Annotated in this window: 12 protein-coding genes; 3 read left to right on the plus strand and 9 right to left on the minus strand. The window is 44.5% G+C overall.

All coding sequences use genetic code 11. The features are described from left to right. Window positions 1-77 precede the first annotated feature (77 nt). Window positions 78-494: an NAD(+)--rifampin ADP-ribosyltransferase gene (arr, locus tag MHH68_RS01455; protein ID WP_058015199.1), complete on the plus strand. Its 417-nt coding sequence runs from the start codon at window positions 78-80 to the stop codon at window positions 492-494. Between the two features lie 57 nt (window positions 495-551). On the opposite strand, the gene MHH68_RS01460 is transcribed toward arr, so the two are convergent. From MHH68_RS01460 to MHH68_RS01485, 6 genes are read right to left on the minus strand one after another with little or no spacing between them, the layout of a single operon-like run. Further along, window positions 552-2,471, minus strand: a complete 1,920-nt coding sequence (locus tag MHH68_RS01460) for a BglG family transcription antiterminator (RefSeq protein WP_339164797.1) — start codon at window positions 2,469-2,471, stop codon at window positions 552-554. After that, on the minus strand, window positions 2,468-3,352 hold the full coding sequence (locus MHH68_RS01465; protein ID WP_339164798.1) for an ROK family protein: 885 nt from the start codon (window positions 3,350-3,352) through the stop codon (window positions 2,468-2,470). Before MHH68_RS01465 ends, MHH68_RS01460 begins: the two co-directional genes overlap by 4 nt. Window positions 3,353-3,409: 57 nt before the next feature. Then, window positions 3,410-6,073, minus strand: a complete 2,664-nt coding sequence (mngB, locus tag MHH68_RS01470) for a mannosylglycerate hydrolase (protein ID WP_339164799.1) — start codon at window positions 6,071-6,073, stop codon at window positions 3,410-3,412. 28 nt (window positions 6,074-6,101) lie between these two features. Then, window positions 6,102-7,220 (minus strand): PTS fructose transporter subunit IIC, encoded by a 1,119-nt coding sequence (locus tag MHH68_RS01475; RefSeq protein ID WP_034664325.1) that lies wholly within the window; start codon window positions 7,218-7,220, stop codon window positions 6,102-6,104. Window positions 7,221-7,256: 36 nt separating this feature from the next. Beyond that, a complete protein-coding gene (locus MHH68_RS01480) occupies window positions 7,257-7,586 on the minus strand; it encodes a fructose PTS transporter subunit IIB (protein ID WP_007498438.1) in 330 nt (109 codons plus the stop codon). Continuing rightward, entirely contained in the window at window positions 7,583-8,104 is a 522-nt protein-coding gene (locus MHH68_RS01485; protein ID WP_339164802.1) for a PTS sugar transporter subunit IIA, read from the minus strand. Before MHH68_RS01485 ends, MHH68_RS01480 begins: the two co-directional genes overlap by 4 nt. 178 nt (window positions 8,105-8,282) lie before the next feature. Here MHH68_RS01485 and MHH68_RS01490 point away from each other — a divergent pair, with 178 nt between their 5' ends. Together MHH68_RS01490 and MHH68_RS01495 are read left to right on the plus strand one after the other, a co-directional pair. Beyond that, the gene (locus tag MHH68_RS01490) at window positions 8,283-10,952 is read left to right on the plus strand and encodes a S8 family serine peptidase (protein ID WP_339164804.1); all 2,670 of its coding nucleotides are present in this window, start codon (window positions 8,283-8,285) and stop codon (window positions 10,950-10,952) included. 108 nt (window positions 10,953-11,060) lie between these two features. Then, complete coding sequence (locus tag MHH68_RS01495) at window positions 11,061-11,543, plus strand: hypothetical protein (protein ID WP_058015204.1); 483 nt, start codon at window positions 11,061-11,063, stop codon at window positions 11,541-11,543. 344 nt (window positions 11,544-11,887) lie between these two features. On the opposite strand, the gene MHH68_RS01500 is transcribed toward MHH68_RS01495, so the two are convergent. From MHH68_RS01500 to mmuM, 3 genes are all read right to left on the minus strand, one after another. Next, complete coding sequence (locus tag MHH68_RS01500; RefSeq protein ID WP_339164805.1) at window positions 11,888-12,508, minus strand: hypothetical protein; 621 nt, start codon at window positions 12,506-12,508, stop codon at window positions 11,888-11,890. Between the two features lie 121 nt (window positions 12,509-12,629). Continuing rightward, on the minus strand, window positions 12,630-14,033 hold the full coding sequence (gene mmuP, locus MHH68_RS01505) for an S-methylmethionine permease (RefSeq protein ID WP_339164806.1): 1,404 nt from the start codon (window positions 14,031-14,033) through the stop codon (window positions 12,630-12,632). 46 nt (window positions 14,034-14,079) lie between these two features. Next, the gene (mmuM, locus tag MHH68_RS01510; RefSeq protein WP_339164807.1) at window positions 14,080-15,018 is read right to left on the minus strand and encodes a homocysteine S-methyltransferase; all 939 of its coding nucleotides are present in this window, start codon (window positions 15,016-15,018) and stop codon (window positions 14,080-14,082) included. Window positions 15,019-15,044 lie beyond the last annotated feature (26 nt).

The following is a 15,044-nucleotide window of genomic DNA, read 5'->3' on the forward strand; positions in this document are numbered from 1 at the left end:
ATTTATAGACTGTTTTCCGCCCAGATCAGGCCGTATACTGTTATACGCAAGTCAAAAACGATAAGGGGTGTGGCTGTATGAACGAGAAGCAACAAGTTTTAGATCTTGGCCCATTTTTTCATGGGACGAAAGCAGAATTGAAGATTGGAGATCTGCTTGAACCGCAGTACTTATCGAATTATCAGGATCAAAAATCAAACCATATCTATTTCACCGGAACATTAAACGCAGCCAAATGGGGTGCTGAATTAGCAAGGTCTGATGCGAAAGAGAGAATTTATCTTGTAGAACCGTTAGGCGAGTTTGAACATGATCCGAATTTGACTGACAAAAAATTTCCGGGTAACCCAACACGTTCTTATCGGTCGAAATCCCCTTTGAAAATCGTCGCAGAATTAGGTTCATGGGAAAGACATTCCGATGAAGAAATCGATCATATGCTGAGCTCTTTAAAGAAATTAAGTGAAGAAGGAAAAAATGTCATATACGATTGATGATTCTCAATCAACAAAGGCCGCCTCATCAACAGCTGGGCGGCCTTTTGTTTGATCTTATTGAAACAACGCATCCATCAGCTCATCAAATGATTTTGATTGATTCAGGGAGTGAATGCGGTTTGGATTGTCCAGTAAATCGACGGCCTGTTCAAAGAATTGATTCATGCAGGCTGCGTCGTCTTTATGAATGGCTAATAAAAAGACAAGTGATACTTGGTTTCCCTGCCAGTCAATTGGCTGTTTTAATTGTGCGATGGCTACGCAGGATGTGCCTTCATTTGTGATGAGCGGGTGCGGCATGGCAATTCCTTTTCCAAGATAGGTAGACGACATTTGCTCCCGCTCAAGCACCGAGGACCGAAAAGATGACGATATTAGCTGATACGTTTCTAAACGGCTGCATAGGGTGTCTAATACCTCGTCCTTACTGGATAAATCAGCATTCATTAAGGTCAATCGTTCTTGAAAAAACGCCATCAGTTCTTTGGGCGGAGTCCTGTGTCCATTTAATAAATGAATAACCTCATTCACCCGCTGTACATCATGATGTTCAAAAAAGGCGCTGACCTGTATGACTGGTTTTCCCTTTGAAGCGAGCGGGACGGTTGTAATGATGACATCACAGGGCAGGGTGGTGCTCATGAGATAATCTTGGTAGGAATACAGCTCGACGATGTCCAGTTCGTGCTGAAAGGATGCCTTCAATTTAATTTCAAGCAGTCTTGCCGTCCCTAATCCAGACCCGCACACGATAATGGCTTTCTTTTTTTGCGAGGTATTAAGCTGACTTCTTTCAAATGAAGCAGCGATATGCAGGGCAACATATGCCGCCTCATCTTCATTTGGCGTTCGCACCAGCTGTAAGGCATTCAGCCCGCTGACAGCCAAATCAAACGGGTATGGATAGGACGCTTTGATTTCATGCAGCAGCGGATTTTGTAAGGATACGCCATATTGGATTCGATTTAATAATGGCTTCATATGAAGCATCAGGTCTTGCTGCAGGATGTTGTCATCTGCAAATCGATGTCCGCTCATTTTCTCAATGTGCTGTAGAAAGACGGTAACCGCCTGCTGAACTTCTACTGTCGTCTGATGCTGGGCGGTTTCTTTCCACGTTTGATTTGCCAATAGATGCATGACTAAGTAATCTGTTTCATCCTCTGATAAGGTGACGTAAAAGGTGTCACTCACCTGCTGTATAATTTTTTTGGCAATTCGCATTAAGTCGGGTGATCGTTGTGTACGAGTGGTATTCGCCGATATTCGCTGGTTTTTTCGTGTCTGTTGAATCGCAATCGCTAAGTGAATGACTAAGTTTTTTAAGGCAATGTCTTTAATGAGCAATGACTCTTGATGCAGATTCGTCAGGACAATCGATCGAATGGTTTCAAGAGAAATATCGGGAAAATGGAGCTGCTCCCGCTCGGTGATATGAGAAAGTGCAGGCTCTTCTTCAAGGAGTAAGTCTGCATAGCATGTTCTTTTTTGCAACTCGTCTCCTTCAATTTTTAAGCCAAACCCAGGCTTTGACACAAGGGTCATACCGTAACGGGCTAACAGCTCTCGCCCTTTTTTTAAATCACTGCTGACCGTCATGCGGCTGATAAACAGTTCTTCAGCCAGCTGGTCAATTTTTAAGTAATCCGCTTGAAGCAATAGCTTCCTCATGATAAATCGTACACGCTCTTCTGGCATGACGGGGACGAGAGAGTGGGCAGGAAGTTTCTGCTGATGAAGCCAGAGCAGGAAGGCATCTTGGTCACTCGTTAATAGGGTGTATCCCTTTCCGCGGATCGTTTTAATCTTGGCTCCAGCTTCCTTTAATTGCTCATTTGCTTCTTTGATTAAATGACGGATGGAGCGGTCTGATAAGTGAAAAGAGGCAGTGAGCTCCTCCAGCTTCACGAACCCCTTCGTTTCAAATAGCCGCTGAATCAGCTGATAGGTTCGAGGATCTGCCGTCATCATCATTGCGCAGCTCCTTGCGCCTGTAAGGCATCAGTACCAAGAGCGATGGCGCCCATTAAACCTGATAATCCATCAAAGGATGGCTTGGTGATAATTTCATGTAAAGGCTTTGGCAGCTGTAAATACCCATGAAGCCGCTTTTCTGTTTCCTCAAGAATGAGGGGCAGCATAGCGGGCTGTTTCATAACACCTCCACCGAGAATGATGCGTTCTGGCGAAAGGGTGAGTAATAAATTGGCGGTCATCTGCCCGAGATAGTAGGCATGAAGTGACCAGGCAGGATGATCCTCTGGCAGCATGGGTGCCAGTGTATGATAGCGCCCTTCTATGGCAGGTCCGGATGCCAGTCCCTCTAAACAATCATGATGTATAGGGCAGCATCCACCGTAGGAATCATGGGGGTGCCGCTGCACTGTGATATGACCCATTTCTGGATGCAGCAACCCGTGAATGAGGTGGTGTTCAATATAGGCACCGCCGCCTATCCCAGTTCCAACAGTGATATAGACCAAAGAAGCAGGTTTTTCTGCTTCAACCGAAAAGCGGGCTTCCCCGAGTGCTGCACAGTTCACATCGGTATCAAGCTTCATCGGGAGCCCAAGGGCTTGTTTTAAGGTAGAGAGGAAAGGGAATTGGCGCCAAGCTGTTTTGGGTGTTTCTAAAATCGTCCCATAACTTGGGCTGTGCTCTTTTACATCGACAGGCCCGAATGCCCCAATGCCAATGGCATCGACAGGATGCTTTGTAAAGTAATCGATCACTTGCCGGCATGTTTCAATTGGGTTTCCTGTTGCAAAGGAAGTCATGTGTTCAATCGTTCCGTCTGTTGTTCCGTAGCCGCAGACAAATTTTGTTCCGCCTGCTTCAATGCCTCCAATTCGCATGATCAATGCCCTCCGTTAAAGAGGGGCGGAATCCAAATGGACCCCGCCCCTACATGTTCATTTTTTCTTTACAATGTAGGTTTGTACCTGACAAGGTGTGAGCGGTTCAATGTGTAATGATCCATGTTGTGCTTTGAGTACATGTCCTTCAGGTGTTTCGCCTAAATTCGCTGTTTCTCCGTGTTGTAGAGATGAACTATTGATTGAAGCGGCTGTTTGACGCGTTAAATATGGATTGAAGAGACGGATGACAATGCCAGTCCCATGCTCTTCTTTTTTCAGAGCGCTTAGAATGGCTCCGTCTGTCTCAATGTCAAGCAGGCTATAAGTAGATTGTAAGTCTTCTTTTTCATCTCGGAAAGAGAAAATTAAACGACCGTTTAAAAAGTCTGCCCGTTCGTAGCATTGAACTGGGGTGGTATACCGCTTGGCAAGCTGCGCTAAGTGCCCCTCGCTGACAGCATCCTTGCTATAGTGCATGCCAAATGAAAACGACAGTGCCCCTTGCAGCTGAGCGTCAGGTGTCTCAACAATTTTTTCGCCAGATGCGCGTCCTGGACGGTAAAGAAGATTTTCTTTCCCCATTTTTCCGAAACAGCGGAAGAGCGTATACGCGATTGTTGTGTAGTCTTCTCCTGTGATCTGGTATTCTCTCACGCAGTCCGTCAACAGCGCGACACCGTATGCTTCATCACGAAGTGCAGTAAAGGATTGCATCGGTTCAATGGTGATCGGTTTTTCTTCCCAATGTTCATTGCTCCACCATTCAAGCTCTTGCGTGAGCTCAGTTGGGCGTTCGATGGTTCCAAACTGCTGATCGCTCAATGATACTTTTGATGCGATACCTGTATCAAAGAGGACACGCAGACGATGGTCTAACGCATGATTGTCGACATCGACATGAAAACGGATGACAGGCTCATCTTTGTTTAATGCCACCTTCGCTGTAATCGGGAGTGAAGTCGTGACTGCTTGCTGAGAGCGCTCTTCTAAGTCATATGGAACCGTGAGAGTAAGCTGGATGGTGAGCTCTTCTTGCAAGCCGCTTTTAGACACTGTGATGTCTGCTGAAGAAAGATCCTTGGATGACACATACAGATCCTCGCGCGGCGGGGAATAGTTGTAGGAATCCCCATCGTCTCCATTGTCTTCAAAGATCATTTGCTCAGAGAATGTCTGGCCAGTTTGTTTATCTGTGATGTCCAGCGATCCATTGTTGTTTGCCGTAATGCGGTAATACGTATTTTCAACCGCATGTCCTTCGGTTTGTTCCCATGCGGATTCGCTCGATTCACCGAAAACCATGCTGACTTGTGTATAACCAACGGATGGTAAGCTGGCGGCTTCGATCAGTAAAACGGCTTTCCATACCTGCTTTGGCATGTACACTTCTTTACTTGGGTTAAGAGAAATTTGCTGTGCCAGCACATAATCTGTGACAGCGGTTTTGCTTTTCACTGTGTACTGAAGTGTTCTCCCATGTGCATCCTTTAGTGTAAATGGACGTTCGGTGATAAAGGTTTCGACTTCAATGACTTCAGAACGTTTTGAAGGCAATGTATTAAATAACGTGAGTGTGATGTCTTGCTCCGTTTGCAGTCGAATCGCAATGAGACGCATGTGCAGGTCCACAAGGTTCTCGGCGATTTCCTTTGCCTGCTTGTAGCGGAAGAAGACGTCTTGATTCGTCGTATCACTATTACATCCGCCGATGCTGTCATGCGCTGCATTTTCAAACATGAGATACCAAATATCACGAACCGTGTCATGCGGATAGTCGTGCCCGAGTGAATAGCTGATCGTGAGGATAGGCTCCATTACATTGACGAGATAGTTTTCAATTTGATTGTTTAAGATTTTTAAATCAGCCCGTGTTGAAAAAATAGATTTGTGAATCCGCATATGCTTTGCATGGATGAGCTCACCTTCTAATGTTTCAAAAGATGTCCGTTCTTTTTTCACAGCTGCGATGTAATCTTCTAAACTGCTGATTTGATAGTGGTGCTCGTCCAGTTCATTGGCTTTTTCTAATAAGTCAGGCAGGTTTTTGCGGATTGGTGCCTGGTCAAAGCCATTTGGGAAATAGACATTCTTTGTGGTGGCCTTTGCTTGCAGCGCACCGATTTTTTCAGATAAAAAGGCTTGTAAGTCCTCATCCTTTTCAGGAATATTTCCACCGTAGTAGTAGCCAAATGGCAGGTTCACCGCAAAGACTTCACTGCCGTCAGCACCTTGCCAATTGAATTCGGTGTGATTCGTCATATGATCTGAAACGCCGCGCCAAAAAGCCGTATCGACAATGCCAAATCCGCGGTAAATTTGAGGCATTTGCGCGGATTGACCGAAGGAATCAGGAACATAGCCGACTTTCATCACATGACCGAACTGCTGACAGCGTTCAATTCCATATTGCAGGTTCCGTACAATGGATTCACCTGAAATGACGAGCTGATCGGTTTGGGTATACCATGGACCGATGATGAGACGTTTGGCTGTGACGAGCTTTTTGATTCGATTCTCATCCTCAGGGCGCCATTTCAAGTAATCATCCAATAAGGATGCTTGGGCATCGAGCATGAAATAATGGAACCTTTCATCTGTTTCAAGGGTGTCTAAAATGTCCATTACGCTTTTCATTAAGTAGATACGGGAGCGGGAGGTGGTGAAATACCATTCCCGGTCCCAGTGAGTATGTGGAATCACATGTACATTGACAGTCATTGATCAACGACACCTTTCTATGTGCAAATTATCCTTCTAGTACAAGGTCAAAATCGTCTTCTTCTTTCTGCTTCTGATCATGCTCCGGCGTTTTTGGTTCTTTTTTCTCAGAGAAATTGACAAGCAGGTTGGCACCAATACCGATGACGAGTGCGCCAGTGAGGGCTCCGATTAAATAGGCCCACCAGTTTCCGACTGAGAAGAAGCCGTATAGCCCGCCAATTGGCGGCATGATGTCATGAACACCTAATAATGCAGCAACCCCGCTTCCAGCAGCACATGCGACAACATTGAGCGGAATCAATTTTAATGGATTGACAAGGGTAAAAGGAATCGCCCCTTCTGTAATACCGATAATGCCCATGACAAGACCGCCACGTCCAGCTTCTCTAAAGGTTGGAGAGAAGTTGCGTTTTCGAATCAGTGTCGCAAGCCCGTATCCAAGCGGCGGAATGACAATCGCAATATTGACGAGAATGGCAGGAAGGTAGACGCCTGATAGGAAGAGCGCGTTACCGGCCATCCAAGCAGATTTATTCACTGGTCCTCCAAGGTCAAAGCCAATCATCGCACCTAAAATCAGAGCGAGTGCGAGTGTGCTTGTCCCGTCAGCGACCATACCTTTGATCCATTCAATTAAAGCCGTGTTCAAAGCGCCTAATGGCCCGCCCAGCAGAACGGACATGAGAAGTCCAGTTAAGCCAACGGTAATAAGCGGTAAGATGAGCAGAGGAACAAGTCCGGCTGCGGAGCCTTGAATTTGAATTTTTCGTTTTACAAAAAGAGCGACATATCCTGCGAAGAAGCCTGCAATAACGGCACCGATAAATCCAGCATTCGTTGAGCTGGCAAGGGCACCGCCGATGAAGCCGGCTGCAAGCCCTGATTTATCCGCAATCGAATAGGCGATAAATCCAGCGAGCAGAACGTTCATTAAGCCAATCCCTGTCCAGCCAACCTGCTCCATTAAATAGGCGCCGTGCAGTATGCCGCCAGCATCTTTATAGGCGTTTAAATCTGAAACACCAAACCCTAATCCGACTAGTTTTGCTAAACCCACGATAAGGGAGGCGCCGATGATGACAGGAAGAATATAAGAAATACCGGTCATGAGATGGCCTTCAATGACTTTTAATTTTGCTTTCATTTTGCTTTGCTCCTTTCTATATGGCATTGCTCACGTTTATTGAGATTCAGATTTTTTCTTTTCAACAAGTGCTACAGCTTTTGTGATGATTTGCTCGGCATTTTTTAAGGCGCGTCCAATCTCGACACGTACTGTGGGAATGCCTGAGAAACGTTCCGCATCGTTGATATGCTGATTGGAGGCAATGATGCAGAGGTCTGCCTGCTTTGCTTCCTCTGCTGTAATGCCATTTACCTGTCCCATAATCCCTTGCTGCTCGATTTTAATCTCGTGACCGAGCTGTTTACCCGCATTCTCAAGCGCCTTTGCTGCCATTGGTGTATGAGCTAACCCTGCTGGACATGAAGTGACACCGACAATTTTCATTGTGTAATCCCCTCTTTCAATTGTTGTTCAATGACTTCGTAATAATAGTCAGCGGCTTGACCTGGTTGTATCTTTTCGATGAAAGCCGGTTCCATGAGGCTTGTCGCAATCCCTGACAGTAATTTCAGGTGTGTGACATTTGCTTCTTCTAATGGAACGAGCAGTGTAAATAAATAGCTTGTGGGCAAATCGTCAAAGCTGCCCCATTCAATCGGTTGTGCTAGCTCTAAAAAAAGAAGTGAAGCCGATTGTACAGTGGAGCTTTTTGTATGAGGAATAGCGAAGCCTTGCTGAAGTCCTGTTGAGACTTCGTCTTCGCGAGTCAACAAATCTGATAATAACCCCGCCTGATCGTTTGTAATCTGAAGGTCTTCAGCTTTCTCGGCAATGTATTGTAAAATCTCATTCTTTGATCGTCCGTTTACTTGTGTGAAAACATGATCTTTTTGGAACAAGCTGATCCCTTCTCTCTTGTTTGTTAAGCGCTTACAAGTTGATTGTAATGTACTTTTCGGCATGGTTAAATAGCATCATTTTCCGTTTGAAATGGCAAAAAGTTTATGAAGCTATTCGTCTTGCAGTCTGTTATCTCAAATCCTAGCTTAAAACGAGTTTAATTATGTAATAAACAGATTCTATTAAATTCATTTCTGTGATATTCTTCCAAGGTGTTACAAAAGATAAGGGGGTCTTTTCATGTTCAAAAAGCAGGTCAAATCCTGTGTAATCGTACTCATGGCCATCATTCTCTGTATGGCGGCATTACCTGGATACGAGGCAGCAGCTGCCAGTAAAGGAACAAATGTCAATGAAGCCATTGGGTTAAAAAATGGTGAAGTCATCTCAGGGACATTACAGAATGAAATGGAAGAGTCATGGTACCAAATCACGCCATCTGCACAAGAGGTGGCAAAAGATACACATATGAAAGTTTCTGTCAAAAGTAAACAAGTGTTATCTGTATCGGTCTATCCAAGTAAAGACAGAGCGATGAAGGATGACACTTATTCGAGATATCGTGTGGACACTGCAAGTGGAGAGACAGAGATCGACTTCCCGCATGCATGGGCAGGTCCTTATTATGTTAAAGTGCTCTACTTAGGGTCGGAGGAAGACAGCCGTGATGAGGAAGAGGATGCAGCATATACAATCGGGTATAAAGGAGCTAACCTACCGCCTTCTGAACCCGTTTTCCCTGAAGACGATGAGCCTGACATCATTATTATAGAGAAAAAGTACGGGCGCGAAATTCTTCAGTCGATTCGTACAATTGAAGATAAACGTTTTAATGAAACACCAAATGGTCAGAAGCTGAGCCGTGTGCTCCAAAAAACAAAGCCATTTCTCAAATCAAAGCTCATCAAACAAAAAAATGAGCAGCAAAAGGTATACAATCATTTGCTGACATTAAAGTCACTGCTAAATGACGTAGAGAAAAATGGTGCATATAGCGGTCATATTGTGACAGAGAAAGAACAACAGGCGATCCGTTCCCTTTTTGATATGCTCAAAGGAGCAAGTCCTGCCTATTTAAAAAAGGAATTAGAAGCAGTGAGTCAACAGATTGGCATCGATCAGCTTGAAGGAAAGTCGATCGGTTATGTATTAGAAAAGCAAAAGCTTGTAAAAGAAGAGAAAGTGAAGACGAATAAAATCATTTTTAAACTAAAGGATGGGCAAACGCTTCAATCTGCGAAAAAGAAGATGAAAAGCTATGGAATCCAAGGAAACCGTGTGACATCGCAGTCAGTAAGTCCTTTGTTTAAAGGAATGTATGTCTATGATGTGCCAGCAGGGCAAGAATCAGCTGGAAAGACTTTAAAAGCAGGCAAAGCTGTGATTAAAAGCACTGCGAGAAAGCTGTCCAGCATGCCGAATGTTGAATTCGCAGAGCCTGTTCAAACGTATCGTGCACTGAGCAATGATGTGCAATATGGATACCAGTGGCCCCTGAAAAACAGTGCGCAAAACAGCGGGAAAAAAGGCGCTGATGTGAAGTTTGAACAAATGAACACACTGATTGGCACAAGCAAAATGAAGCAAACATTGATTGCTGTTGTGGATACAGGTGTAGACAGTCGTTTAACGGATCTGAGCGGGACTGTTCGTACGGACTTAGGTGCGAATCTCATTGGACGAAACAAAGATGCCATTGATGACAATGGACACGGTACGCATGTGGCGGGCATCATTGCTGCAAAGGCCGATAATCATTACTCGATGGCAGGTCTCAACCAACATACGGGCATCATTCCGGTGAAGGTGCTGGATGCCTATGGTTTTGGAGATACAGAGCATATTGCACTTGGAATCAAGCATGCAGTGGATAAAGGTGCAAAGGTCATCAACATGAGCCTTGGCGGCTACTACAGCCGCGTGATTGAATATGCAATGAACTACGCAGCTCAAAGAAATGTACTAGTGGTCGTGGCGAGTGGAAATGATGGCGTTCCAGAAATGGGCTATCCTGCGACATCAAAGTACGCAATGGCTATTGGTGCAAGCAACCGTATGGATATTGCCGCTGAATTCTCAAGCTATGGTAAAGGACTGAGCATGTCTGCACCAGGATCTGATATTCCAAGCTTAATGCCAGATGGGAATGTCTCATATCTGAGCGGGACATCAATGGCGACACCATATGTGGCAGCAGCAGCAGGATTACTGCTTTCTAAAAATCCAACCTTGAAGCCGAATCAAGTAAGGAATATCTTGCAAAGCACAGCCGATAATATCTCTTTTACATCTGTTGATGGAACAGATGACGTTTTCTATGATGAAAATGAAGAGCCTATTGTCGATCCAAAAATTCCAGGGATCGATTGGATGACAGGACATGGTAGACTGAATGCATTTGCTGCTTTAAGTGCTGTCGAACTAAATGCATCTGTCAGCAAAGTGGAGGATCAGCATCAAAAGGTGACAGGTAAGGCAAAGGCTGGCGCTGCTATTTCTGTGTATAGAGGCAAAACTCTGATTGGAAAAGGCACAGCGGGCAAAAATGGAACCTTTAGCGTGAAGATCAAGCATCAGAACAAAAACAAAGTCCTCCACATTAAGATTTCAAAGGGAAAGGCCGCAACGACGCTCAAAACAGTCGTCAAAAAAGGCAAAGCACCAGCTAAGCCGAAAGTGGGCAAAGTAACGGTCAAAAGTAAAACGATCAAAGGGACTGCGGGCGCAGGATTGACCATTAAAGTAAAAAACAAATCAAAAAAAGTCATCAAAACGGTAAAAACAAATAACAAGGGCGCATTTACTGCCCAAATAAAACCGCAAAAAGCCAAAACAGTCTTGTATGTGACCGCTTCAGATGTGAGAAAAAGAGAAAGCAAAGCGGTGAAGGTTGTTGTTGTGAAAAAGTAAGAGGAGAGCTTCCCTTTCTAAAAAAAGGGAAGTTTTTTTGTTTGTTACTGGAAAAATACCAATTAATGTCGATAGTAATATAGTAGGAAAAAAAAGGAGGATTTATCGATGAAAAAAATCATGTTTGCTTTCTTTCTATCATTGCTTCTCGTATTCCCAACATTTGCACATGCTGAGGAAACAGGAGCAGTACCAGCATCCGTACAAGTAACAAGTGTTACAGCAGCCGATAGTGGATTAGTGAATTACGGCTATGGCAGTAAATATCGCGTGGGTTCTTATTATCCAGCTACGTTTAAAGGAACACTAAAAGATACAAGTGGAAATCTTATGCCTAATCAGCCGATCCAGCTTTATTTTGAAGCAGCAATTAAATCATATGCTCAAACAGCGACAGGCACAACAGACGAGAATGGACAATTTTCACTGACGTTTCAAGTTCCTGCAGGTGCAGGCTACCAAACATACAATAATGCAGGCTGGTCTACACATTACTACGATATCGTTCCAGTGACGTTCACTTCAAAAGACATCAAGCTATCTTCAAATGTCACAAGTGTGTACCATTTGGCATATACAGTACGTAACTAATCTGCTGGGGGAGACGACCTGGCTGAAGCCTTGTCGTTTTTTTCATAGAAAAAAGGATGTCATCATGTGACATCCTTTTCTTTTTGTTAGCAAACCTGCTGGGCGGCAACCGAAAGAGTCGATAAACAAACACTCATGAGCCGTGACTCCCAGATTCGATCGAGCGTTTAACTTTTAATTCTGAGCTTTGATGGATAAGAACTTTCACACTTGAACGTTGATCCTTGAACCTTCAGCTTTGAGCTTTTATCAAGGATCATCCAGAGATGATCAGATGAGGAGGGAATGACCTTTCCCTCGGAGGTGTTTAGTTCTATCGATTTTCGGCTCACTAACAAAATTGATTAATCGATCTGTATTTTCGTTAGTGTATTGCTCTCTGACAAGGAAAAATCAACTTCCATTTGAAAATCCTCAATGTCGGTCGAAAGCTTTTCAATCTTCACTCGAAGATGAAGCGGATCGATGATTGTCGCCTCATTTTCAGCGAGGAACGACTTGACGATCTCTTGGTTGGCAGCCGCTTGTGTTTTTCCGTCTTTCCCAAACAAGGTTTCTAAATGCTGGTCGAGCCTCTTCTTTACCTCTTCATTGGTCTGTTCTGCTTTGTCTACTAGCTCTGTGTATACCTTTTTCAATTTCCGTAAATAACGAATATCATATTCTATCGATGTCTTCCGTTCAATCGCTTCTGCCACTGTCATGCTGACACCCGCTACATCAATCGTTGTCGTCGCATTCGACACAACGATGGCTGATTTAATAGCATTCCGGCGTTTGATTAATGCTTGAATCGATTGGTCATCAGCCTTCGCCTTCTTTTCGATTTCTTCTTGATGTTGAAACCCGTGCTGTATATGTTTCCCGATCATCAATCCACCAAGTACGGCTTCATCAACGGTTCGGTTGATTCTCTTATCTAACATTTTCAGTTCACTTAATGCTCTTGTAATGGTCATTTTCATATTAGTGACAACTCCCTTGGTTCATCCTGAAAATCATAGATTCCTATCATATACCAAAGTGTGCTTCTTTTACTAGTGATATCCTTTTTTGTAAGACTATTATCATAGAAAAAACCTGGCGTTATACACCAGGTTCTTCACGTTTTTTCTGTATCCAAGCTGTCACATAATAGGCAGCATAGCAGAGCGCGATGAAGGGAATGCCGCAGATAAGGGCAATCCGCTGATTTGGATCAAAGGCAATGCCGATCACAGAGGCAAGACACAGGAAGAAGGCAGCAATCGGAACCACTGGGTAGAAAGGGGTTCGAAAGGTAAGATCATGGAGCTGTCCGCCTTCCTGTAAAAAACGTTTCCGAAACATAAATTGTGAGGCAGCAATCCCCATCCACACGATCACAACGGCCAGTCCTGAGATCGAAACAAGGACAAGGTAAACCGTTTCTGGTGCGATGACACTTGATAACAAAGAAAGAATCCCGCCGATCATACTTAAAATCAGTGCATTCAAAGGGATTCCTTTTGATGTCAGCTTCGCCAGTTTCTTAGGCAGTGTCCGTTCCTCAGAAAGTGACCAGAGCATACGGGATGATGCGTATAGTCCAGAGTTTGCGGCAGATAAGATCGCTGTCAAAATGACAAAATTCATGAAATCTGCGGCATATGGAATCCCGATGCGATCAAACACCACAACAAATGGACTTTTGATCACCCCGGCTTCTTCCACTGGGATCAAGCCGGCTAAGACCACGATCGTTCCAACGAAAAACAAGACAAGCCGCAGTACGGTAGTGCGAATCGCTCTTGGAATGGTTTCGTCAGGATTGACACTTTCACCCGCAGCTATCCCAATTAACTCCGTACCTGAAAAAGCGAAATTGACGGCCAGCATCGTCATTAAAATCGGTAAAAAGCCGTTTGGGAAAAGACCGCCTTCCCCGGTGAAGTTAGAAAGGAACGGAGCGGCCTCACCGCCCTTTAATGGAATCAAGCCAAACATCGCAGCTCCGCCAAGGATAATAAAGAGAATAATAGCCATTACTTTAATGCTGGAAAACCAAAACTCTGATTCTGCAAAAAACTTAACTGTAAAAGCATTGAGTAAAAAGATGAGAAGAGCAAAGACGCCGCTCCACATCCAAACTGATGTGTCTGGGAACCAGCGCTGCATTAAAAGCCCTGCCGCTGTAAATTCCGATCCGAGTGCCACTGTCCATGTCAGCCAGTACAGCCAAGCAACTGTGTAGCCTGTGCCAGGTCCAATGTATTTTGTTGCATACGTATGAAAGGCCCCTGTAACCGGCATTGCGACAGACAGCTCGCCTAAACAGAGCATCACGAGGTACACAATTAATGCCCCGACAAGATAGGCAAGGATCGTTCCCGCGGGTCCTGCTTGATTGATGGTATACCCAGAGCTTAAAAAGAGCCCTGTTCCAATGACCCCGCCTAGAGAAAGCATGAACAGGTGGCGGCTCGTCATTTTTCGTTGATATTGTTGTGATTGATCTTTTGCTTGTTCCATGTCTTCCCGCCCTTTTGCTTAGAAGTATGTGTGATGATTCATGCTGCTATGATGTGGTAAGTCTTAAGATGTCCGTGATATCTTCTGGGGTCGTCCGGCAGCAGCCGCCGATGATATGCGCGCCGTCTTGATACCATTGATGCGCACATTCACCAAATGTATGCTGAGGCGTATCTCCGCTCCATACCTTTTCTTCGGGATCATATAACTCCCCTGAGTTTGGATACACGACAATCGGCTTGCTTGTCCCCTTTTTCATCTCTTGAATGAGAGAAGAGATAAATTGCGGCGGCGTACAGTTTACACCAACAGCAGCGATCTGTTCATAAGGTTCCAGTGCTTGTACACATTCTCTGAGCAAATCACCTTCACTAATATGAAGGTCGTCCCTCGCACTGAATGTAATCCAAGCAGATACATCACTGAATTCATCTTTCAGCAGCTTTGCAATGGCCGTTGCTTCAATGAGACAAGGGATCGTTTCACATGCAAGAATATCTGCACCAGCTTCTACTAATGCCTGAATCCTTGGTCTATGAAAATCAATGAGTGCCTGCTCTGTGAGTCCGTAATTTCCTTTATATTCTGAACCATCAGATAAATAAGCGCCGAATGGCCCCACAGATCCTGCAACAAATGGTTTTGTCCGTCCTTTACGACTGGCTTCATCCTGCCAAAAAAGGTCCCGTGCCTCTTTTGCTAAAGTGACAGATCGTTTCATTAGGTCAATGGCTTCTTCTTTTGAATAGCCTTTTTCAGCGAAGCCATCAATCGTCGTTTGGTAGCTCGCTGTTGTGGCACAGTCAGCTCCGGCTTGGAAGTAATCCAAATGTACTTGCTGAATCAATTCTGGCTGTTCAATTAGTATTTTGGCGGACCATAAACTGTCGTTTAAATTACAGCCCTTTCGTTCAAGCTCTGTTGCAAGTGCACCGTCTAAAATTAAAGGTGCGTGAGCCTGTAAGCGGCTTTGAATAGGATTCATCGAATGGAACACCCTCCTTTTTAGTC

It is taken from the genome of Bacillus sp. FSL K6-2841, from assembly GCF_037976435.1.
GTDB lineage: Bacteria > Bacillota > Bacilli > Bacillales > Bacillaceae > Bacillus > Bacillus pumilus.

What these genes read in the sequence shown, in the direction of transcription:
- arr (WP_058015199.1), top strand. Translation starts at nt 78, where the DNA reads ATGAACGAGAAGCAACAAGTTTTAGATCTTGGCCCATTTTTTCATGGG.
- MHH68_RS01460 (WP_339164797.1), bottom strand. Translation starts at nt 2,471, where the DNA reads ATGATGATGACGGCAGATCCTCGAACCTATCAGCTGATTCAGCGGCTA.
- MHH68_RS01465 (WP_339164798.1), bottom strand. Translation starts at nt 3,352, where the DNA reads ATGCGAATTGGAGGCATTGAAGCAGGCGGAACAAAATTTGTCTGCGGC.
- mngB (WP_339164799.1), bottom strand. Translation starts at nt 6,073, where the DNA reads ATGACTGTCAATGTACATGTGATTCCACATACTCACTGGGACCGGGAA.
- MHH68_RS01475 (WP_034664325.1), bottom strand. Translation starts at nt 7,220, where the DNA reads ATGAAAGCAAAATTAAAAGTCATTGAAGGCCATCTCATGACCGGTATT.
- MHH68_RS01480 (WP_007498438.1), bottom strand. Translation starts at nt 7,586, where the DNA reads ATGAAAATTGTCGGTGTCACTTCATGTCCAGCAGGGTTAGCTCATACA.
- MHH68_RS01485 (WP_339164802.1), bottom strand. Translation starts at nt 8,104, where the DNA reads ATGCCGAAAAGTACATTACAATCAACTTGTAAGCGCTTAACAAACAAG.
- MHH68_RS01490 (WP_339164804.1), top strand. Translation starts at nt 8,283, where the DNA reads ATGTTCAAAAAGCAGGTCAAATCCTGTGTAATCGTACTCATGGCCATC.
- MHH68_RS01495 (WP_058015204.1), top strand. Translation starts at nt 11,061, where the DNA reads ATGAAAAAAATCATGTTTGCTTTCTTTCTATCATTGCTTCTCGTATTC.
- MHH68_RS01500 (WP_339164805.1), bottom strand. Translation starts at nt 12,508, where the DNA reads ATGAAAATGACCATTACAAGAGCATTAAGTGAACTGAAAATGTTAGAT.
- mmuP (WP_339164806.1), bottom strand. Translation starts at nt 14,033, where the DNA reads ATGGAACAAGCAAAAGATCAATCACAACAATATCAACGAAAAATGACG.
- mmuM (WP_339164807.1), bottom strand. Translation starts at nt 15,018, where the DNA reads ATGAATCCTATTCAAAGCCGCTTACAGGCTCACGCACCTTTAATTTTA.